Genomic DNA, 18,373 nt, shown 5'->3' with positions numbered 1-18,373 from the left:
CAACCGCCCAGCGCTACGTCGTGGGCGGATTGAACCCGGCGTGCTGCGCGTCGATCCAACTCTTGTGATAATTCGGGTCTTCGATGGACAGCGCCTGCTTCGCGACCTTGAGCGGCCGGAAGCTGTCCATCATCACGGCGAGCTCATTGGTTGCCTTCGCACCAATCGACGCCTCGGCGCGACCTGGATGCGGCCCGTGTGGAATGCCGTCCGGGTGATGCGTGATGCTCCCGAACTCGATGCCCTTGCGGCTCATGAATTCGGACGAGGCGTAATAGAGCACCTCATCTGAATCGACATTGCTGTGGTTATATGGTGCGGGGACGGCGTTCGGATCGAAGTCGTACGGCCGAGGGCAGAACGAGCAGACGACGAAGCCATCGCCCTCGAACGTCTGATGCACCGGCGGCGGCTGATGGATGCGTCCGACGATGGGCTCGAAGTCGTTGATGTTGAACGCCCAGGGATAGAAGTAGCCATCCCAGCCGACGACGTCGAATGGATGGTGATCGAGAATCAGCTCGTTCAGCCCATCGTATTGTTTGACGATGAGCTTGAAGTCGCCCATCTCGTCGTGGGTATTTAGTATCAAAGGGCGACGAATATCGCGCTCGGAGTATGGCGCACCTTCTTTCAGCTGGCCGAACTCGTTGCGGTAGCGCTTGGGCCAGCGAACGTGGCCGCGGCTTTCCATGATGAGCAGCTTGGCCGGCTGCTCGAATGTGTAGCGGTGGAGAATGCCGCGATGAATCACGAGATAGTCGCCCTCGTGAAACGGCAGGTCGCCGAACACTGACTCGAGCGTGCCTTTCCCTTTCGCCACGTACACCAGCTCGTCGGCCTGTGCGTTGCGATAGAAATGCTCATCCTCGACGTCAGGCTCGACGTACGACATCGCCACGTCCTGATTGAACAGCAGCGGAATGCGATCGAGCGTCGGGCTGCCGCCCTTCTTCGCGTGCGACGTCAGAAAGTGGCGATGCTTGAGCGTCTGATCGGGATCAGCTTCGAACGTGGTCTCCTTCACGCGGCGCACCGACTTCACGGTCGTTGGCGGATGCACGTGATACAACAGCGCCGACGTACCGGTGAAGCCCTCATGTCCCATCAACTCCTCGGCGTAGATGCCGCCGTTGGGTTTGCGGAACGCCGTGTGGCGCTTCTTCGGGATTTCTCCCAGGGTGTGGTAGATGGGCATTTAGTTGTCGTCACCCTCGCGAGCGCAGCGAGTCGAGGGTCTGCTTGTGGGAACGGCGTTGTAAGAAGCAGATCCTCGACTCGCCGCTTCGCGGCTCGCGAGGATGACGGGGGACTCGTCGCTCGCGAGGATGACGGCGCTCACAGGTTCCCCCGCAGTTCCTGCTCCCGCTCGATCGCCTCGAACAACGCCTTGAAGTTGCCCTTGCCGAAGCCGCGCGCACCCTTGCGCTGAATGATCTCGAAGAACACCGTCGGCCGATCCTGCACGTTGCGCGTGAAGATCTGCAGCAGGTAGCCGTCGGGATCGCGATCAACGAGAATGCCGAGCGATTCGAGCTCGTGAATGTCCTCGTCGATCTTGCCGACTCGTTCCTGCAAATCCTGGTAATACGTGGTCGGCGCCTTCATGAACTCGACACCGCGATCGCGCAGCGTCTTGACCGTGTGCACGATGTCGTCCGTCTCGAGCGCGAGATGCTGCACGCCCGGGCCGCCGTAATAGTCCAGGTATTCCTCGATCTGCGACTTCTTCTTCCCGACCGCGGGCTCGTTGATCGGAAACTTGATGCGTTCGTTGCCGTTGGACATCACCTTCGACATCAGCGAGCTGTACTCGGTGTTGATGTCGTTGTCGTCGAACGTGATCAGATTGCGGAAGCCCATCACGCGCGAATAGAACTCGACCCACGAGTTCATCTTTCCGAGCTCGACGTTGCCGACGATGTGGTCGACCCACTTGAGACCCACGGGCTCTGATTGGTGGTGCGTCTCGCGTTTGACGAAGCCGGGCAGGAAGAAGCCGTGATAGTTCCGGCGTTCGACGAGCGAATGGATCGTGTCGCCATACGTCTTGATCGCGGCAATCACGATCTCGCCGTTGTCGTCGCGCAATACCTTGGGCTCGTGCACCGATTCGGCGCCGCGCTCGACGGCTTTCGCGTAGGCGTCGCGCGCGTCGTCCACCCACATGGCGATGTCGCGCACGCCGTCACCATGCTTCGCCACATGCTCGGCGACGACCCCCTGCGGGGCCAACGCCGTCGTGACGACCAGACGGATCTTGTTCTGCACCAGCACGTAGCTCGCGCGATCGCGAGAGCCGGTTTCCGGTCCACGATAGCCGACGAGTTGAAAGCCGAAGGCGCTCTGGTAGAAGTGGGCCGCCTGTTTCGCGTTGCCCACCCAGAACTCCACGTAATCGGTGCCGTTGATCGGAAAGACGTCGTGCGCTTCCGCGTTAACGGGCATGGTCTGCGTGGCCATCGTGCACTCCCGGCTGATAACGCTGATAGGCGGTGATTCCCTCTCGAAATGGTAGGGACGGAGCAAGGTCAGGTGAAGGGGCTCCGCGAAGGCCGTCGGGAGGATAATGTATACTGCGTGAGTTCATCGCTTCCCGCCGAACAGACCGCGGAGTTTCGCCGCTTCGCGACGACGCTCGCCGGCCAATACGAGCTCGAGTGTGAGATCGGGCGCGGCGGCATGGGCATCGTGTATCTCGCGCGCGACTTGCGGCTCGATCGGCGCGTCGCGATCAAAACGCTGCCGATGCATCTCGCCAGCGACTCGGTGGTGCGCGAGCGTTTTCTTCGCGAGGCGCGCACCGCGGCGTCGCTCTCGCATCCGAACATCGTTCCCATCCATCGCGCGGACGAGATCGACGGCCAGGTCTTCTTCGTGATGGGCTACGTCGAAGGTGAATCGCTCGCGCAGCGCGTGCGCGATCGCGGTCCGCTCGATCCACGCGACGCGGTGCGCACATTGCGCGACGTCGCCGATGCGCTGTCGTACGCGCACGAGCACAGCGTGATCCATCGCGACGTGAAGGCCGAGAACATTCTGATCGATCGCGTGAGCGGGCGCGCACTCGTGACGGATTTCGGCATCGCACGGCTGGCCGAGGCGGCGCCGCTCACCGCGACCGGCCAGATCCTCGGCACCGTCTACTACTTGAGCCCCGAGCAAGTCTCGGGCGACGCGATCGACGCGCGAAGCGACATCTATTCGCTCGGCGTCGTCGGCTTCTTCGCGTTGACGGGGCGCTTTCCATTCGAGGCACCGCTGGCGTCGGCCGTCCTGATCGCGCACGTCAACAAATCGGCGCCGCCTGTCCACGTGGTCGCGCCACGAACGCCGCGTGCGCTCGCCGACATCGTCGATCAATGTCTCGCGAAAGATCCAGCGTGGCGCTTTCAGACCTGCGCCGAGCTCAGCGCCGCACTCACGGGCGCGAACGCCGAAGTGCAGCGCGTCATGAGCGAAGTCGACGCGTCGGCGCCGGCGACTGCCACGCCACTGCTGTCGGACACGCAGGCGCACGACATTCTCGCGCGCGCCGCCGATCTTCAGGCAGTGACGGGCATGGTGCCGCGCGAGTCGACGCCCATCCGAATGCGTTCCTCAGAGCTCGATCTGTCGCGCACGTCGGGCCACAAGCCGGCGGACCTTCGCGACGCGGCGGTAGAAGCGGGCATTCCGGCGAAGTACGTCGATCGAGCGTTGCTCGAGCATGGGATTGGCGCCGCCGCTCCTGGCACGGCCGGAAAACTCGTCGACAATTCACCGCCCGCCGGCGCGTTCCTCGGGTCGCCGACGCGTATCGACATCGAGATGGTCGTCGAGGGCGAAGTGCCGATCGACGATTTCGACTTGCTGGTCGAGATCGTGCGCAGTGCCGCGGGCGAAGCTGGTGAATTGACGATCGTCGGGCGGTCGTTGTCGTGGCAAAGCAACCCGCGAAAAGGCACGACGAACGTTTCCGTTGTCCCGCGCAACGGGAAGACACGCATTCGGATTAGCGAAAGTCTCGTCGCTGCAGCGAGCGGCATTTTCGGCGGTGTGGCGGGCGGCGTCGGGGGCGCGTCGATGCCGGTGTGGATTGGAGTCGCCGCGCACAACGGCACACCGCTGTTCGTCTTCGGGTGGGCAGCCACGGCCCTCACCGGCTATGTCGGCAGCCGGCTCATCTTTCGCTCACACAAAGGGAATCGCGAAGAGAAGCTCCGACGGCTTGCCGAGCGACTCGCCGAACAGGTGCGCGAATCGATCGACGTCGCGCGCCCGAAGCAGTTCCCGCGAATCTGATCCGAGTCGTCAGGTTGCCAGCTCGGGAAGATTCCGAAACAATTCCAACGCCTGAGGATTCGCGAGCGCGTCGGCGTTCTTCACCGATCGCCCATGCACGACGTCGCGCACCGCGAGCTCCGTGATCTTCCCGCTGATCGTGCGCGGGATGTCGGCGACCTGGATGATCTTCTTCGGTACGTGATGCGGGCTCGCGTTCGCGCGAATGCGCACACGAATGCGTTCCTTGAGCGCGTCGTCGAGCACGGCGCCATCGACGAGTCGCACGAACAACACGATGCGAACGTCAGTGCCGCTCGCGCCGGCGACATCCTGTCCGATCACGAGACTCTCGACGATCTCGGGCAGTTGCTCGACCTGCCGATAGATCTCGGCGGTCCCGATGCGCACGCCGCCCGGATTGAGCGTCGCGTCGCTGCGACCGTAGATGATCATCCCGCCGCGCGCGGTCACCTCTGCCCAGTCGCCGTGACGCCACGTATTCGGATATTGTTCGAAGTACGCGGCGCGATACTTGGCGCCATCCGGATCGTTCCAGAACGCGATCGGCATACTGGGAAACGGCGCCGTGCAAACGAGCTCGCCTTGCCGGCCAACGACTGAATTTCCACGTTCGTCGAACACTTCGACCTTCATGCCGAGTCCGCGCGTCTGCAATTCGCCGCGATATACCGGCGCGATCGGATTGCCGAGTGCGAAGCACGAGACGATGTCGGTGCCGCCGCTGATGCTGCTCAGCCGCACGTCCGGTTTCACGTGCTCGTACACGTAATCAAAGCTGTGCGCGGCGAGCGGGCTGCCCGTCGACAGGATCGCTTTCAACGCGCTCAAGTCATGCGACTCGACAGGGCGCAAGCCTTCCTTCTCGGCCAGGGCAATCCACTTGGCGCTCGTTCCGAAGACGGTGATGCGTTCCGCTTCCGCCATGTCCCACAGAATGGGCCTGTGCCGAAGCAGCGGAGCGCCGTCGTACAGGATCACCGCCGCGCCGACAGCGAGGCTCGACACGAGCCAGTTCCACATCATCCAACCGCACGTCGTGAAGTAGAAAATGCGATCGTCGCGCGTGAGATCCGTGTGCAGCACGAGCTCTTTGAGATGTTGCAACAGCGTACCGCCGGCGCCGTGGACCATGCACTTCGGAAGCCCCGTCGTGCCGGACGAGTACATGATGTAGATCGGGTGGTTGAACGGGAGGTGTTCGAAGCGCTGGGCGATGGGCGTGTCGCGCTGGGCGATGGGCGTTGGGCGATGGGCGATTGGTGCGAAATCATTCCAGGACTGCGCGGCGCGAATCGGCGAGACCCCGGGCGATGGATTCATGTACGGAACGACGACGACGCGCTCGATCTCGGGGATTCGCTCGGCGATCTCACGCACGCGCGAAAGACAGTCGATCTCACGGCCGCCGTAGAGATATCCGTCGGCGCAGAACAGCACGCGCGGTTGGATCTGACCGAAGCGGTCCAACACGCCGCTGACGCCGAAATCCGGCGAGCATGACGACCAGATGGCGCCGATGCTGGTCGTCGCGAGCATCGCGATGACCGTCTCGGGAAGATTGGGCATGAAGCCCGCAACGCGATCGCCGACGGTGACGCCCATCGCGCGAAGCGCCGCGGCGACACGCTCTACTTCGCCGCGCAACTCGCGATACGTCAGGCGTCGCTGCGCTCCACGCTCGTTCCAGAATACGATCGCTTCGCGGTCGTCATCGAAGCGAAGGAGGTTCTCGGCGAAGTTGAGACGTGATCCCACGAACCAAGTGGGGCCGAGCACCGGGTCCGGCGGCGCGACGCGATCGCGGCCGATGAGCACGCGCTCGCACGCGACGCCCGGGTCAGCTGGTCCTTGCACGACCCCACAGAAGCGGCGCACCTCGGACCAGAACAATTCGAGATCCCTGATCGACCACTCGTAGAGCGCGTCGTAGTCTGCGATGTGCGCCGTGCGCTCGCCGCCGCGCGCGCGAACGTGCGCGATGAAGCGCGTGAGGTTCGCGCGCTCGATCTGCGCGGCGGTCGGTTGCCAGAGCGCGGTCGTTACGGTATCTGCTCCAGCCTCACGTCGAACACGAGCGTGGAGTTGGGCGGGATGCGTGAAACCTGCGTGCTGCCGTATCCAAGGTCCGACGGAATCACGATCAACCGCTCACCGCCCTCTTTCATACCGAGCATGCCCGTTTGAAAGCCCGGGACGGAACCGGCAAGCGGAATCGCGACGCCTTGCGCGCCGTCGAAGAGGGCGCCGTTCGTCAGGTAGCCGGCGTAGGTGATCACGACGGTCACCGGAGAGGACAGCAACGTGCCAGTGCCCACCGCCAAATCCTTGTAGTACACGAACTCACTGCCGACCGCCACCTTCGTCATCTGCGAGATGTTCACGCCCAATGCGGGCGCGAACGACTCCGTCGTCGGATCGCTCGGCGTGCCGTTCACACCGGTGGTGTCGCCGCCGAGGCAGCCGGCGAGGGAAACACACCCGAGCAGAAGCAGGAATTTTCTCATGACCTATGGCAAGGATGGTGAATGGCGCGGTTGAATTTACGACACCCAACCGTCCGCGGCCACCTACTTGGTACGCACGACCGCCAGCCTGACGCCTGCCGCTAACGGCTGGCCGTTGGACGACGTCACCGTGAACAATGCGTCCTGCCCATTGGGCACGGAGAAGCGCAGGTACGTAACGCCGTCGCCGTCCAGGGTCATCGTTCCCGTGACGCCGTCGCTGAGCGTGCGCGTCACGAGCGGATACGCAAGACCACCAGCCGAGATGATGCTTCGTGAATTCCAACTGGGCTGCGTGAAGCGCGGATCGACGCCCGGCGCATTGTCGTCCATCAAGACGGAGATCGCCCAGTCGCGAATCATCGAATTGGGCGCCGTGCCGAGTGCGGCGGCTAGATTCGCCATCCCGGCGGTGCGCGAATTCGCGAGCGCGTTCCACAACGTGTTCTCCGACGCCCCGAACTTCTGATCGGCGAGGTAGCGCAGCAGGCTCCAGATCGCGCCACGCGTCTGCAGGTCGTCGTCGTTCGCGTCGCTACCGAGCGGCGCCTGCGTGGCCGTGTTCGCGAGATACCTCGCGTAGCGCAGCATGTTGTTGTTCGCGTACGTGCCGTACGCGTCGGAGATGTGAGGATCGTTGAACAGGCTCACGTCCGCGTTCGTGCGCGGCTTCATCCCCGAGGCGGCCCAGAAGTTCAGGTCTTCGGCGATGTGCGCCAGCCCTTCATCGAGCCACTTCTCCTCGAAGACGCCGTTCGGGTTCGGACCATACATGCGGCCCGCGGCGTTGATGAGATGCTGATACTCGTGCGCGACCGTGCCGTTCGTCCACACGACGACCTGCTGTTTCGTGCGGCGATTCCCGTTGATCAGGGCGCCGGTATCCGGCACGATGAGATAGAACATCTCAGCCTGGTTGCTGCCGGGGCAGTCGCCATCGGCCGATCCGGTCCTGGGATACAGATCGCGGCGATAGTAGAAACCCAGGAACACACCGCTCGGCGAGCCTTGCGGCGTGAGCTCGTTCACGGCGCGTGTGAAGAACAGAATCACGTGGCCGTTGTTGTCGATGTCGGTCACGTTGCCGAACGCCGCACTATCGATTGGATTGATCTGCGAATCGAACGTGGCGCCGATCGACTTGAACTCATCGACCGTGAAGCCACCGGGCGGATTCGCCGTGTCCGCGACGATGATCGCCTTGTTGGTCACGGCCATCACGCGACCGATCCGGAAGTCGGGATTGGTGCAGAAATCGACCGCGTTCGCGTTGAGCTTCATGATGTCGCCGACCGCGGGCACCGTGGTCGGCGCCGAAGCGCCAACGAGGTTCCGATTCGCGGACATCGCGCGTCGTGCGACGAACGGCCGCTTGGCTGATTCAACACGCTCGCGCTCGCGAAGAGCCGCCTCGAACTGTTCGTCCGGCTGCGGCCAGTCGGATGTCGCGCTTGGCGCGACGGGGCGACGCAGCGCCGCCGCGCTCACGGGCAGCGGCGCAATTCCAAATGGATGCACTTCGACCGTGGTCACGCTGCTCGGCTGCGCGGCATCGAAGAACGGCACCAACGCATACTCGGCGTTCGGACTATCTGCGTGAACGCAGACGCCGCTGGGCGAGACGTCGGTCAGCACCTGGCCAACGGCCATGGAAACGGGCGTGGCGGCCGCGGTACACGCCGACTGTCCCGGCGCGAGCACGGTCACGAGCGTGCTGTCCGATTTGTTGCCCGCCGTCGCGACGATGTAGGTACCCGAGCCGCGCTTGAGCGCGTGCACCAGACCACCCGCATCGATCGACACGAGCGACACGTCGCGCACGGTGAACGTCGGCGCAGGCGACGTGACGTTGCCGAATGCATCGAGCGCTTTCGCGGACAGCCGAAGCGTGTCGACATTCGCGAGCAAGCGAGCGTTCTGAGTCGACAACGAGATCGTGGTCACGGGTCCGGCGGTGCCGGTCGCCGTGAACTTGATTGGCGAGGCAACCCCTGTAACGGACGCAGTCACTTCGTTCGCGCCGACGATTGTGCCGAGTGTCCAGCTGGCAGTCGCCTGGCCGTGTACGTCGGTCGTCGCGATGCGCGGGCTCGTCGAGCCGTTCCCCGCCGTTACGGCGAACGCGACGGCGACGCCCTGCACCGCACGCCCCGATGAATCCGTCACCGTAACGACAATCGCGTTGGGAATCACCGTGCCGACGGCCGCGGTGCGGCTCAGATCGGTAACAGCGTTCAAGCGCGCGGGCGGCGCATTCGACGGCGCAACAGGCTCAGTACCGCCGCACGCGGCAAGCGCGAGCGTGGTGAGCACCAGCGCATACTGGCGAAGGGTCAAGCGAGGAGACATCGGCGGGGTTTGGAGCGGAGGAAGGACCAATGCCTTACCCCGAAAACTAGGTGTGTTCCGTAGTAATTATCGACACCTGAAGGACGTTCCCGCCCCGATCGGGCAACGATAATAATGTCATGGGTTTGATTCCAATTCGCGCGAGGCCGTCCGCGCGCATTCCGCGAGCACCGCGGCCCCCACGCCGATGCTCTCCTCGGCCGCATAGAAGCGCGGCGAATGCGCCGCGATCACGTCGCCGCCGGGCTCGCGTGCGCCGACCCGCAGAAAGCAGCCCGGAATGCGCTCCATGTAATGCGCGAAGTCCTCGGCGGCCATGTTGAGGAATCCAAGCGGGACCACGTTCGCGCTGCCGACGACAGCGGACGCGGCGGCACGGGCCCATCGCGTTGTCTCGGCCGGATTGACGATCGGCGGCGTCCCTTCGTCGATCGTGACGCGCGCCTCGACACCAAACCCGGATGCAACCGACATCGTGAGGCGACGCAGCTCGTCGAGCATCAACGAACGCGACTGCCGATCGACGGCGCGGACGGTTCCGGCCATCACGGCACGATCCGGAATCACGTTGTTCGCCGTGCCGGCGTGGATCGTAGCTACAGTGACCACACCGGGTGTCGCGGGATTCAGCCGCCGTGCGACGATCGACTGCAGCGCGGTGATGACGGCCGCGGCGGCCACGATCGGATCTCGCGCTTCGTGCGGCCGCGCGGCGTGTGCGCCGGCGCCGACAATCTCGATCTCGAACATGTCGGCTGACGCGGCCAGCGGGCCTTCGTCGGCAACGACCTGGCCGACAGGAAATCGCCGATCGACGTGCGCGCCGAAGATGGCTCGCACACCATCGAGCGCGCCACTCTCGATGATCGAGAGCGCACCCTTTCCCGTCTCTTCCGCCGGCTGAAGCACCACGAGCACGTCACCGGCCGCCGGCTGCTCGACCAACAGGGCGGCGGCGCCGACCGCCCACGCGGCGTGCACGTCGTGTCCGCAAGCGTGCATCACACCGGCCACGCGCGAGGCAAACGGCAAGCCGGTGGCTTCCTGAATTGGAAGCGCGTCGATGTCGCCGCGCACGGCGACGAGCGGGGCGCTCGAGCGTCGCCCGCGCACGCGCGCGACGATTCCGGTCTTTCCAATTCTCTGAATGTCCGAGATGCCGAGGTCGCGGAGCGTTCGCTCCAGCGTCTCGGCGGTCTTCACTTCCTCGAGCGCGAGCTCCGGATGCTCGTGAAGGGCGCGGCGCAGCGACACGAGCGTCCGGGACAGTGCCTCGGCGATCACTGGCGACGCTCGAGGACTTCACGCCGCACCGTGATGTCATCGACGCGGTCGAGGTTCACCGTGACGCCGATACCAGGCCGGTCGAGTGGGACGTGCACCATCCCGTCGGCGTCCATGGTCCACTCGGGCGTCACGATGTCGCGCGCCCAATAGCGCGAGCTCGGCGAAAGGTCGCCGGGCAGGCTGAAGTTCGGCAGCGAGGCCAGCGCCACGTTGTGCGCGCGACCAATGCCGCTCTCGAGCATGCCGCCGCACCAGACCGGAACGGCGCTACGCTGACAGACGTCGTGAATGCCCTTGGACACCGCGAAGCCACCGACTCGCCCGGGCTTGATGTTCACGATGCGCCCTGCCTGCAACGCAATCATGTCCTCGGCGCGATCGACGTCGGTGATCGATTCATCAAGACAGATGGGCGTCGCCAACCGCCGTTGCAACTGCGCGTGCCGCACGAGATCGTCGCGGCCCAGCGGCTGCTCGAGCATGATGAGATTGAATTCGTCGAGCCGTGCGAGATGATCGGCGTCGGCGAGTGTGTAAGCCGAGTTCGCGTCGGCCATCATGTGCACGTCGTCGCCGAGCGCGGCGCGGACCGCGCGAACGAACTCAATGTCCGCGCCCGGTTCGATCTTGACCTTGATCTTGCGATAGCCGCTCGCGAACGCGGCCCGCGCACGTTCGGCCAGCGCGGCGGGATTGGCCTGAATGCCGATCGAGATGCCAGTGGCGACTCGATCACGCGTGCCCCCGAGCAGGCGAGACAACGAGACGTTGGCCTGGCGCGCGGCGACGTCCCAGCAGCCCATCTCGAGCGCTGCCTTGGCCATGTTGTGACCGCGGACGTTGCGATCGAGCAGCGCAAAGACCCGCGCTGGGTGCTCGACCGACTGTGACAAGAGGCGCGGCGCAAGCCATTCTCGCATCGCGTGCCACGCGGTGTCGATCGTCTCGGCGCTGTAGTTGGGTTGTTCGCCGGCGACGCACTCCGACCAGCCGATCGTGCCGTCGGCGTCGTGCAGCTCGAGGAGACAAATCCGCCGTTCGGCGACGACCCCGGACGAGATGCGAAACGGTTCCTTCAGCGCGAGGTGAATTTCGCGAAGTATAATACTGGTTATTTGAATCATGTAGCGATCGTCATGAGGTAGTAGCCGCGCCCGTTGCCTGCGTCGAGCGAAAAGGCGCTCATCTCGTACCCGGAATGCAGCGCCCATTGGAGCGCGCGCCGCACGCGCCTGCGCCATTCGGCCGCGACCTTGGGCGTCGCGGCAATCAAGCCTTCGATGTCGGCCGGCACTTCGACGCGGACGCAGGGCGGCAACGCGGCCATCTCGTGCGCGCCTTCCATCCACTCGTCAGTGATCAGCGGGGCGGCGCGGCAATCAGCGGAAGCCAAGGCGCGCTCCGATCGCGAAAGACACTCCGCCATCTCGCCGTCGTCGGTCGGCCACGCCACCACCAGTCGATCGGTTGGCAGGCCGCCATGCAAAATGCTGTCGGTCACCCCGTACATGTTCTCGACATACTCGGCCAACCGCACGCCGAGCCGATTAAAGTTGAGGTGAGCGTTGCGCGCGACGAGTGGATCGTACGTCCAATAGACCACCTTGCCGCCAAGTGCGCGTACGGTGCGGCGCTGATGCTCCTTGAGCAGTCGTCCCACGCCGAGATTTCGCGCGCCGGGTCGCACGGCGAGCATGTCGGACCAATGCACGATCGCACCACGCTCGACGCCCGTGATGCCGAACACGAAGCCGACGAGCGCGTCCTCTGCGTCGAACGCGCCGGCCGAGACGCCGCCGACGCGCTGTGAGACTTTCAGAATGCTCGCTGGAACGACGTCGCTGAAGTCGCGGCCCCACGTCTCATGCTGCAAATCGACGCACGCCTGGAGCTCGGCGGGCGTCGCCAGGTTGCGCACCTCGATTGTCGATCGATCCATGCAGCGAAAATGGAAGGAACGCCGGTCCGCCGCTACCAGGCGCTCGTCGCCGCGCTGAGTCCGACGTACCACGTCCGGCCGGGCGCCGGCTCGTAGAACTTCGTCGCCGCAACGGTGGCTCCCGCGGCGTTCACCGCAACAGACCCGATGTAGTGTTTGTCGAAGAGATTCTGGACGCCGACCACCGGCGAGAGCCACGGCCGGCCGAATACGGCGGTCGCGCCGCCGCGCAGATTCAGAATGCCGAACGACGGCGCTGACGCGGCGTTCGCGTCGTTCACGAAGACCTGGCTCTTCGATATGCCCTCTGCGACCACGAACCCGCGGCCGATATGATATGTCGCCGCGGCCTGCAGCTGGTGCTCGGGAATTCCCGGAATATGATTCCCCGCGAACTGTGCGGCGCCATTCACGAAATCGCGAAAACGGAAATTCGAGAAAGCGTACGACGTCGTGAACGTCACGGACCCGACGTCTGTCCCGCCTTCGAGCTCGAAACCTTGGCGCCGCGTGCGGCCGGCGTTGCGATAGTACGTGCGTCCCGCGCCGCCGGGCACCTCGAACGGAATGAGCTCGTCGCGCACCTCCGTGTCGAACACGGCGACATCATACTGAACGCGCGACAACACGATGCCTTTGCCGCCAACTTCGTACGTCGTCGAATACTGCGGCTTGAGATCGCGATTGAGGCCGGCACTGCCGTCCGCCTGGTTGCCAAGCTCGGTCGTCGTCGGCGTTTCGAATGCCGAGCCTATGTTGGCGTAGAGCGAATGAAACGGCGACAGCCGCGACGCAACACCGATCATCGGGCTGACGGCGTGCAGCGTGCGCTCGCCGGAGTCATCGCGGCCGTCGGCGAGGAAGTGATCCTTCACCTCGAACTTCACCTGGTCGGCGCGCAAGCCCGCGCTCGCGCGCACGCGACCGACGTCGAACTCATCGCGCACGTACGGCCCGACGCTCGACACGAGCTCGCGTTGGTCGAGCGTGAGCGATCCCTTGTCAATGTTCACGACCGGACACGTTGCGCTCGTCTTCGCGACGCCGTTGCAGTTCGTCCAGTTCTTGCGCGCGTCATTCAGCCACTGCGCGTCGGCGCCGAAGCTCAATCGATTGGCGAAATCCGCGAGGTGCCAGGGCAGCGTGAGTCGCGCCGCGGCACCGCTTTGATGCCGATCGACGCCGACGACCGCGAAGGTCAGCGGATTGTAGAGCGAGCGCGTGCCGCCGTAGACCTGCGCGCTCAACTCGCCGCCGTTCGCCACGTCGTGTCGCGCCGACAGTCCGATTTGCACCTGATGCACGGCTTTGCGCGCCCGCTTCTGCACCGACGGCAGATCGGCCTGGGCCGGCGCGCTATCCGCCTGCGCGAGCGTGAGCGCTCCCGGATTCTCGGCGACCGGCATGTCGAGCCCCATGCCGAGCAGCGCGAAGTCAGTGCCCGCGAGCGTCGACGTCACGCGCGCGAACGCGTTCGTCAACCGCTGATGCGCATACGCTCGAAAACCGTCGTTCTGCGTGCGGCCAATGTTGCCCGTGTAGGCGAACGGCCCCGCCGTGCCACCCAACAGGCCAACGTAGCGTTTGAGATTCTGGCTTCCCGCCCATGAGCGCGCCTGCACGGACAGCGGCACATCCGGCGGATCGACGGAACGCAGATCGATGACGCCGCCTGACGCGTTGCCGTAGAGCGCCGAGGCCGGACCGCGAATGACTTCGACGCGGCCCACGGACTCGAGATCGAGATAGTCGATCGGCGTTTGGCCGTCGGGCAGGGTGAGCGGCATGCCGTCGCGCAGAATGCGAATGCTGCGCGCGCCGAACTGCGAGCGCGCGCCGAACCCTCGCACCGAGATGCGCGTGTCCTGCGACGGATTGGTGCGATTAGCCACCGTGACGCCGGGCAGAAATGACAACGTCTGTTCGACGAACGTGTGCGTCTGTCCGGGATTGATGCTGTCGGGCCGCAAGCTCGTGATGGCGTACGGCAAGTCGAGCGGGGACCGACCGACGTCGCGCGTCACCGTCACGACGGGCGGTAAGCGCTTCACCGTGGTGTCCTGCGCGCGAAGCGTGCGCGCGAGCAGCGGAGCAAGCGCGAGGACTGCCAGAAAGCGAGAGGAAGGAAGCACGGGAGAGCAGTCCAAAGGAGTGAGCCAATTCAATGTACGCGCGGGCACTCTAGGTTTCGAGGATGAATCCCGCTAAGGAACCCGTCGTTCTGAGCTGGAGCGGCGGTAAAGACAGCTCGCTGACGCTTGCGGCGCTGCGCGCTGAGCCCAACGTCGAAGTCGTTGCCCTGCTCACGACCGTCACGCCGGCGTACGATCGCATCAGCATCCACGGGGTGCGCCGGGCGCTGCTCGCCGAGCAGTCGCGGGCGCTCGGGCTGCCGGTGCACGAGATCGTGCTCGAGGCGCAATCATCGAACGAAGCCTATGACGCGGCCGTCGCGCGCACGATGCACGACGTGCGCGTACGGTATCCCGGCGTGCGACGCGTCGCGTTCGGCGATTTGTTCCTGCACGACGTGCGCGCCTATCGCGAGGAGCGCATCGCCGCCCTCGGGTTCGAGTGCCTGTTTCCGATCTGGGGCCGGCCGACGGACGCCCTCGCGCGCGAGTTCATTGACGCCGGATTTGAGGCGCGACTCGTGTGCGTCGACACGACGCAGCTCGATGCCAGCTTCGCGGGTCGTGCATTCGACGCTGAGCTGCTGCGCGACTTGCCATCGAGTGTCGATCCGTGCGGCGAGCGCGGCGAGTTCCACACGTTCGTCGCCGCGGGCCCGATCTTCTCTCAACCGGTGCAATACTCGGTGGGTGAGGTGGTCCTGCGCGACAATCGCTTCGCGTACTGCGATCTGATCCCGGCCTGACGGATCTGCCGGCCGCGACCCCTTATTGACATAGGTATGGCCGGATTGTATACCTATGTGAACAAGGTATCCACTCCGAGGCCCGCATGGCTGGCTCAGATCTTTTTACCGGCACACTCGACCTGCTGATCCTCAAAGCCGTGAGCTGGGGACCGCGCCACGGCTACGCGATCGGCCGTTGGATTCGCGAAACGACGTCCGATGGCGTCGTCGTGCAGGAAGGCGCGCTCTACCCCGCGCTGCATCGCCTGGAGCGGCGCGGATGGCTCGCCGAGGAATGGGGCGTCACCGACACCGGTCGTGAAGCGAAGTACTACTCGCTCACCACCGACGGCCGCGCGCATCTGCGCGCCGAGACGAAGCGGTGGTCACAGTTCTCGTCCGCCGTCAGTCACGCGCTCACCAGCGCGCCGGCATAGGAGGCGACGCATGCGACGTGTCCTTCGCGCCTCCGCGCTGCGCGGCGATTCCCGGCAAGACGTCGGCGACGAGCTGCGCTTTCACATCGATATGCGCACGCAGGAATTCATCGAGCAAGGCATGTCCCCTGAGGACGCTCGCCGTGCCGCGACGCGCGCGTTCGGCGACATGAACGCGATCGGCGCCGAGCTGCGCGTCGGCCGTGCGACCATGCAGCGCGAGCGTGGGCGGCGCGACCGGCTTCAGGATCTCGCGATGGACCTCCGCTTCGCCCTGCGCACGCTGCGCAAGAACGCCGGCTTCACGCTGGCGACGCTCGCGACGCTCGCACTCGGAATTGGCGCGGCGACAGCCGTATTTACCGTCGTCAACGGTGTGCTGCTTCGTCCACTGCCCTATCCCGATCCCTCGCGGCTCGTGATGATCTGGATGACGTCGAAGCAGTATGGCGACGAGCTCCCGGTGTCAGCCGGATTTTACAACGACATCGCGAATCCGGGGGGCGAAGTGCAACCGCTCGCGAAGACCGCCGCGTTCCGCGCGTGGGGCTACAGCATCACGTCCGGCGGCGAGCCGGAACAGATCACCGGCGCGCGAGTGACGCCGTCGTTCTTCGCGGTCGTCGGCACGCGGCCGATGATGGGCCGCTGGTTCACCGATGCCGACGCGGAGCAAGGGGCGGCGCACACTGTCATTCTCAGCTACGAGCTGTGGCGGCGCAGCTTCGGCGCGGACCAGAACGTGATCGGCAAAACGATCGACCTGAGCGGTGAGCGATTCACCGTCGTCGGCATCATGCCAAAAGGCTTCGCGTTTCCACGCGGCGCCGAGTTGCCGGCCGGCTTGCAGTTCGGTTCGCACTCCGCGCTCTGGACGCCGATGGGCTTCACCGAGAAGGAGCGAAAGAATTACGGCACGCAGAATATGGCCGCGGTTGCGCGCCTGAATCCGGGTGTACCGACTCAGCGGCTGTACGCGGCACTCGATGCGCAGATCAATCGGTGGGTCAAGGCGTTCGCCCCGAAGCTGGATCTGCATTACAAAATCTCGGACCTCAAGCAGCAGGCCGGCGAACACGTACGCCGGCCGCTCTACCTGCTGCTTGGCGCGGTCGCCCTGCTGCTCTGCATCGCGTGCGCGAACGTGACCAATCTTCTCGTCGGCCGGACGGCGCGGCGCCAACGGGAGTTCGCTGTGCGCGCGGCACTCGGCGCGGGGCGTGGCCGCATCGCGCGACAACTCGTCACTGAGAACGTGCTGCTCGCGGCGGGAGGCTCGCTCATCGGGCTCGCGCTCTCCGTCTACGCCACGCGCGTGATGCTCGCGATGATCCCCGGCTCCATGCCGCGCGCCGACGACGTCGGCGTCGACTGGCGCGTGGCGTTGGCGGTGACGGTCATCGCGCTCATCGCCGGCAGCATCTTCGGCCTGGCCGCGGCGACGCAGACACGTGCGGGAACGTTGGCAACGACGCTGCGGGAAGACGGCTCGCGCAGTGGAACGGGAAAGCAACACGCATTGGGACGCCGCACGCTCGTCGTCGCCGAAGTATCGCTTTCGCTGATGCTGCTGATCGGTGCCGCGCTGCTCACGACGAGCTTCGTGCGATTGCAACACACTGAACCCGGCTTCGATCCATCGCACGTGCTCTCCGGTAACGTCACGTTGCCGCTGCCGGGTGCGTTCAATCCTGTGGCCGACGGTCCGCACTGGGCGCAATTTCTTCGCGAGCTGCAGAATCGTGTCGCGGTGATGCCGGGCGTCGAAGCCGCCGGCGCGATCAGCGTGCTGCCACTCGGAGACGCGGCGGAAACCGGCAGCACGGCGACCGTGGGCGAGCCGCCGCCGATTCCCGGCAAGGCGCATCCGACGGAGTACTACGTCGTCGAAGGCGATTATTTCAAGGCGATGCGCATCAAGCTGCTCCAGGGCCGCACGTTCAATCCGTCCGATGACGCGAACGCCCCGCACGTCGTCGTCGTCAACCGTGAGTATGCGCGACGCTACCTCGGCGGCCAGGCGATGGGCAAGCAGCTTCGAACGTTCTTCGATTTCTCGCGCAATCAGGACGCGCGCACCATCGTCGGCGTCGTCGAGAACGTGCAGTCGGGATCGCTCGACAGTCCGCCGGCCGCGCAGACGTATGTCCCCGAACAGCAGATGTCGTATCCGGGACTCAACTTCGTCATTCGCACGCGCGGCGAACCGGCAGCGCTGTTGCCGGCGTTCAAGCGTGAAGTGAAGGCACTCGATCCAACGCTGGCGGTCTCGCGCGCGCGGCCGATGCAGGCGGTGTTCGACGAATCGCTCGCGCAGCGGCGGTTCAGCATGACGCTGATCGCGTTCTTTGCCGCGGCGGCGCTCGTGCTCGCGATGGTCGGATTGTACGGAGTGATCGCGCTGAGCGTCAGCGACCGGCGGCGCGAGATCGGCGTCCGCATGGCGCTTGGGGCGACGGCGCGCGACGTCGTGCGACTCGTGCTGAACGAAGGGCTCACGATCGCGGTGCTCGGCGTCGTCATCGGTGTCGCCGGTGCGTTCGCGGCGAGCCGACTGGTGGCGTCGCTGCTCTACGGCGTCAGCGCAACGAGCACCGCGATCTACGCCGGCGCGGCGGTAGTCACGGTGCTCGTTACGGTGCTGGCGACGCTCGTCCCCGCGCGCCGGGCGATGCTGGTCGACCCGACGGTGGTGTTGCGCGGGGACTAG

General features: G+C 65.1%; 13 protein-coding genes. 4 read left to right on the top strand and 9 right to left on the bottom strand.

Annotated features, from left to right (window positions below):
* Nucleotides 1-13: 13 nt before the first annotated feature.
* Nucleotides 14-1,198: a homogentisate 1,2-dioxygenase gene (locus VN706_05795; GenBank protein HXT15121.1), complete on the bottom strand. Its 1,185-nt coding sequence runs from the start codon at nucleotides 1,196-1,198 to the stop codon at nucleotides 14-16.
* A 140-nt stretch (nucleotides 1,199-1,338) separates the two neighbouring features.
* Complete coding sequence (hppD, locus tag VN706_05790) at nucleotides 1,339-2,463, bottom strand: 4-hydroxyphenylpyruvate dioxygenase (protein ID HXT15120.1); 1,125 nt, start codon at nucleotides 2,461-2,463, stop codon at nucleotides 1,339-1,341.
* A gap of 117 nt (nucleotides 2,464-2,580) precedes the next feature.
* Here hppD and VN706_05785 point away from each other — a divergent pair, with 117 nt between their 5' ends.
* A complete protein-coding gene (locus tag VN706_05785; GenBank protein HXT15119.1) occupies nucleotides 2,581-4,284 on the top strand; it encodes a serine/threonine-protein kinase in 1,704 nt (567 codons plus the stop codon).
* A 9-nt stretch (nucleotides 4,285-4,293) separates the two neighbouring features.
* On the opposite strand, the gene VN706_05780 is transcribed toward VN706_05785, so the two are convergent.
* The 7 genes from VN706_05780 to VN706_05750 all read right to left on the bottom strand — a co-directional run bounded on the left by VN706_05780 (nucleotide 4,294) and on the right by VN706_05750 (nucleotide 14,498).
* The gene (locus VN706_05780; protein HXT15118.1) at nucleotides 4,294-6,405 is read right to left on the bottom strand and encodes an acetoacetate--CoA ligase; all 2,112 of its coding nucleotides are present in this window, start codon (nucleotides 6,403-6,405) and stop codon (nucleotides 4,294-4,296) included.
* The gene (locus VN706_05775; protein HXT15117.1) at nucleotides 6,327-6,791 is read right to left on the bottom strand and encodes an FKBP-type peptidyl-prolyl cis-trans isomerase; all 465 of its coding nucleotides are present in this window, start codon (nucleotides 6,789-6,791) and stop codon (nucleotides 6,327-6,329) included. The genes VN706_05780 and VN706_05775 overlap by 79 nt, the downstream gene beginning before the upstream one ends.
* A gap of 63 nt (nucleotides 6,792-6,854) precedes the next feature.
* Complete coding sequence (locus VN706_05770) at nucleotides 6,855-9,140, bottom strand: hypothetical protein (GenBank protein ID HXT15116.1); 2,286 nt, start codon at nucleotides 9,138-9,140, stop codon at nucleotides 6,855-6,857.
* 117 nt (nucleotides 9,141-9,257) lie between these two features.
* Nucleotides 9,258-10,424: a M20 family metallopeptidase gene (locus tag VN706_05765; protein HXT15115.1), complete on the bottom strand. Its 1,167-nt coding sequence runs from the start codon at nucleotides 10,422-10,424 to the stop codon at nucleotides 9,258-9,260.
* Nucleotides 10,421-11,551 carry an o-succinylbenzoate synthase gene (gene menC, locus VN706_05760; GenBank protein ID HXT15114.1) on the bottom strand — a complete coding sequence of 377 codons (1,131 nt, stop codon included), beginning with the start codon at nucleotides 11,549-11,551 and terminating at the stop codon, nucleotides 10,421-10,423. Before menC ends, VN706_05765 begins: the two co-directional genes overlap by 4 nt.
* Nucleotides 11,548-12,366: a hypothetical protein gene (locus VN706_05755; GenBank protein HXT15113.1), complete on the bottom strand. Its 819-nt coding sequence runs from the start codon at nucleotides 12,364-12,366 to the stop codon at nucleotides 11,548-11,550. The genes menC and VN706_05755 overlap by 4 nt, the downstream gene beginning before the upstream one ends.
* Before the next feature lie 32 nt (nucleotides 12,367-12,398).
* Entirely contained in the window at nucleotides 12,399-14,498 is a 2,100-nt protein-coding gene (locus tag VN706_05750) for a TonB-dependent receptor (GenBank protein HXT15112.1), read from the bottom strand.
* Between the two features lie 62 nt (nucleotides 14,499-14,560).
* Between VN706_05750 and VN706_05745 the strand changes: the two genes are divergently transcribed.
* The 3 genes from VN706_05745 (at nucleotide 14,561) to VN706_05735 (ending at nucleotide 18,373) form a co-directional block, all read left to right on the top strand.
* On the top strand, nucleotides 14,561-15,244 hold the full coding sequence (locus VN706_05745) for a hypothetical protein (GenBank protein ID HXT15111.1): 684 nt from the start codon (nucleotides 14,561-14,563) through the stop codon (nucleotides 15,242-15,244).
* Between the two features lie 86 nt (nucleotides 15,245-15,330).
* Nucleotides 15,331-15,663: a PadR family transcriptional regulator gene (locus tag VN706_05740; protein HXT15110.1), complete on the top strand. Its 333-nt coding sequence runs from the start codon at nucleotides 15,331-15,333 to the stop codon at nucleotides 15,661-15,663.
* Between the two features lie 10 nt (nucleotides 15,664-15,673).
* Complete coding sequence (locus VN706_05735; GenBank protein ID HXT15109.1) at nucleotides 15,674-18,373, top strand: ABC transporter permease; 2,700 nt, start codon at nucleotides 15,674-15,676, stop codon at nucleotides 18,371-18,373.

The organism is Gemmatimonadaceae bacterium (assembly GCA_035606695.1).
Lineage (GTDB): Bacteria > Gemmatimonadota > Gemmatimonadetes > Gemmatimonadales > Gemmatimonadaceae > JAQBQB01.
Note: the sequence above shows the minus strand (reverse complement) of the source record. Positions and strands in the feature narration are given on the sequence as shown.

What these genes read in the sequence shown, in the direction of transcription:
- VN706_05770 (HXT15116.1), bottom strand. Translation starts at nt 9,140, where the DNA reads ATGTCTCCTCGCTTGACCCTTCGCCAGTATGCGCTGGTGCTCACCACG.
- VN706_05745 (HXT15111.1), top strand. Translation starts at nt 14,561, where the DNA reads ATGAATCCCGCTAAGGAACCCGTCGTTCTGAGCTGGAGCGGCGGTAAA.
- VN706_05735 (HXT15109.1), top strand. Translation starts at nt 15,674, where the DNA reads ATGCGACGTGTCCTTCGCGCCTCCGCGCTGCGCGGCGATTCCCGGCAA.
- VN706_05775 (HXT15117.1), bottom strand. Translation starts at nt 6,791, where the DNA reads ATGAGAAAATTCCTGCTTCTGCTCGGGTGTGTTTCCCTCGCCGGCTGC.
- VN706_05755 (HXT15113.1), bottom strand. Translation starts at nt 12,366, where the DNA reads ATGGATCGATCGACAATCGAGGTGCGCAACCTGGCGACGCCCGCCGAG.
- menC (HXT15114.1), bottom strand. Translation starts at nt 11,551, where the DNA reads ATGATTCAAATAACCAGTATTATACTTCGCGAAATTCACCTCGCGCTG.
- hppD (HXT15120.1), bottom strand. Translation starts at nt 2,463, where the DNA reads ATGGCCACGCAGACCATGCCCGTTAACGCGGAAGCGCACGACGTCTTT.
- VN706_05795 (HXT15121.1), bottom strand. Translation starts at nt 1,198, where the DNA reads ATGCCCATCTACCACACCCTGGGAGAAATCCCGAAGAAGCGCCACACG.
- VN706_05740 (HXT15110.1), top strand. Translation starts at nt 15,331, where the DNA reads ATGGCTGGCTCAGATCTTTTTACCGGCACACTCGACCTGCTGATCCTC.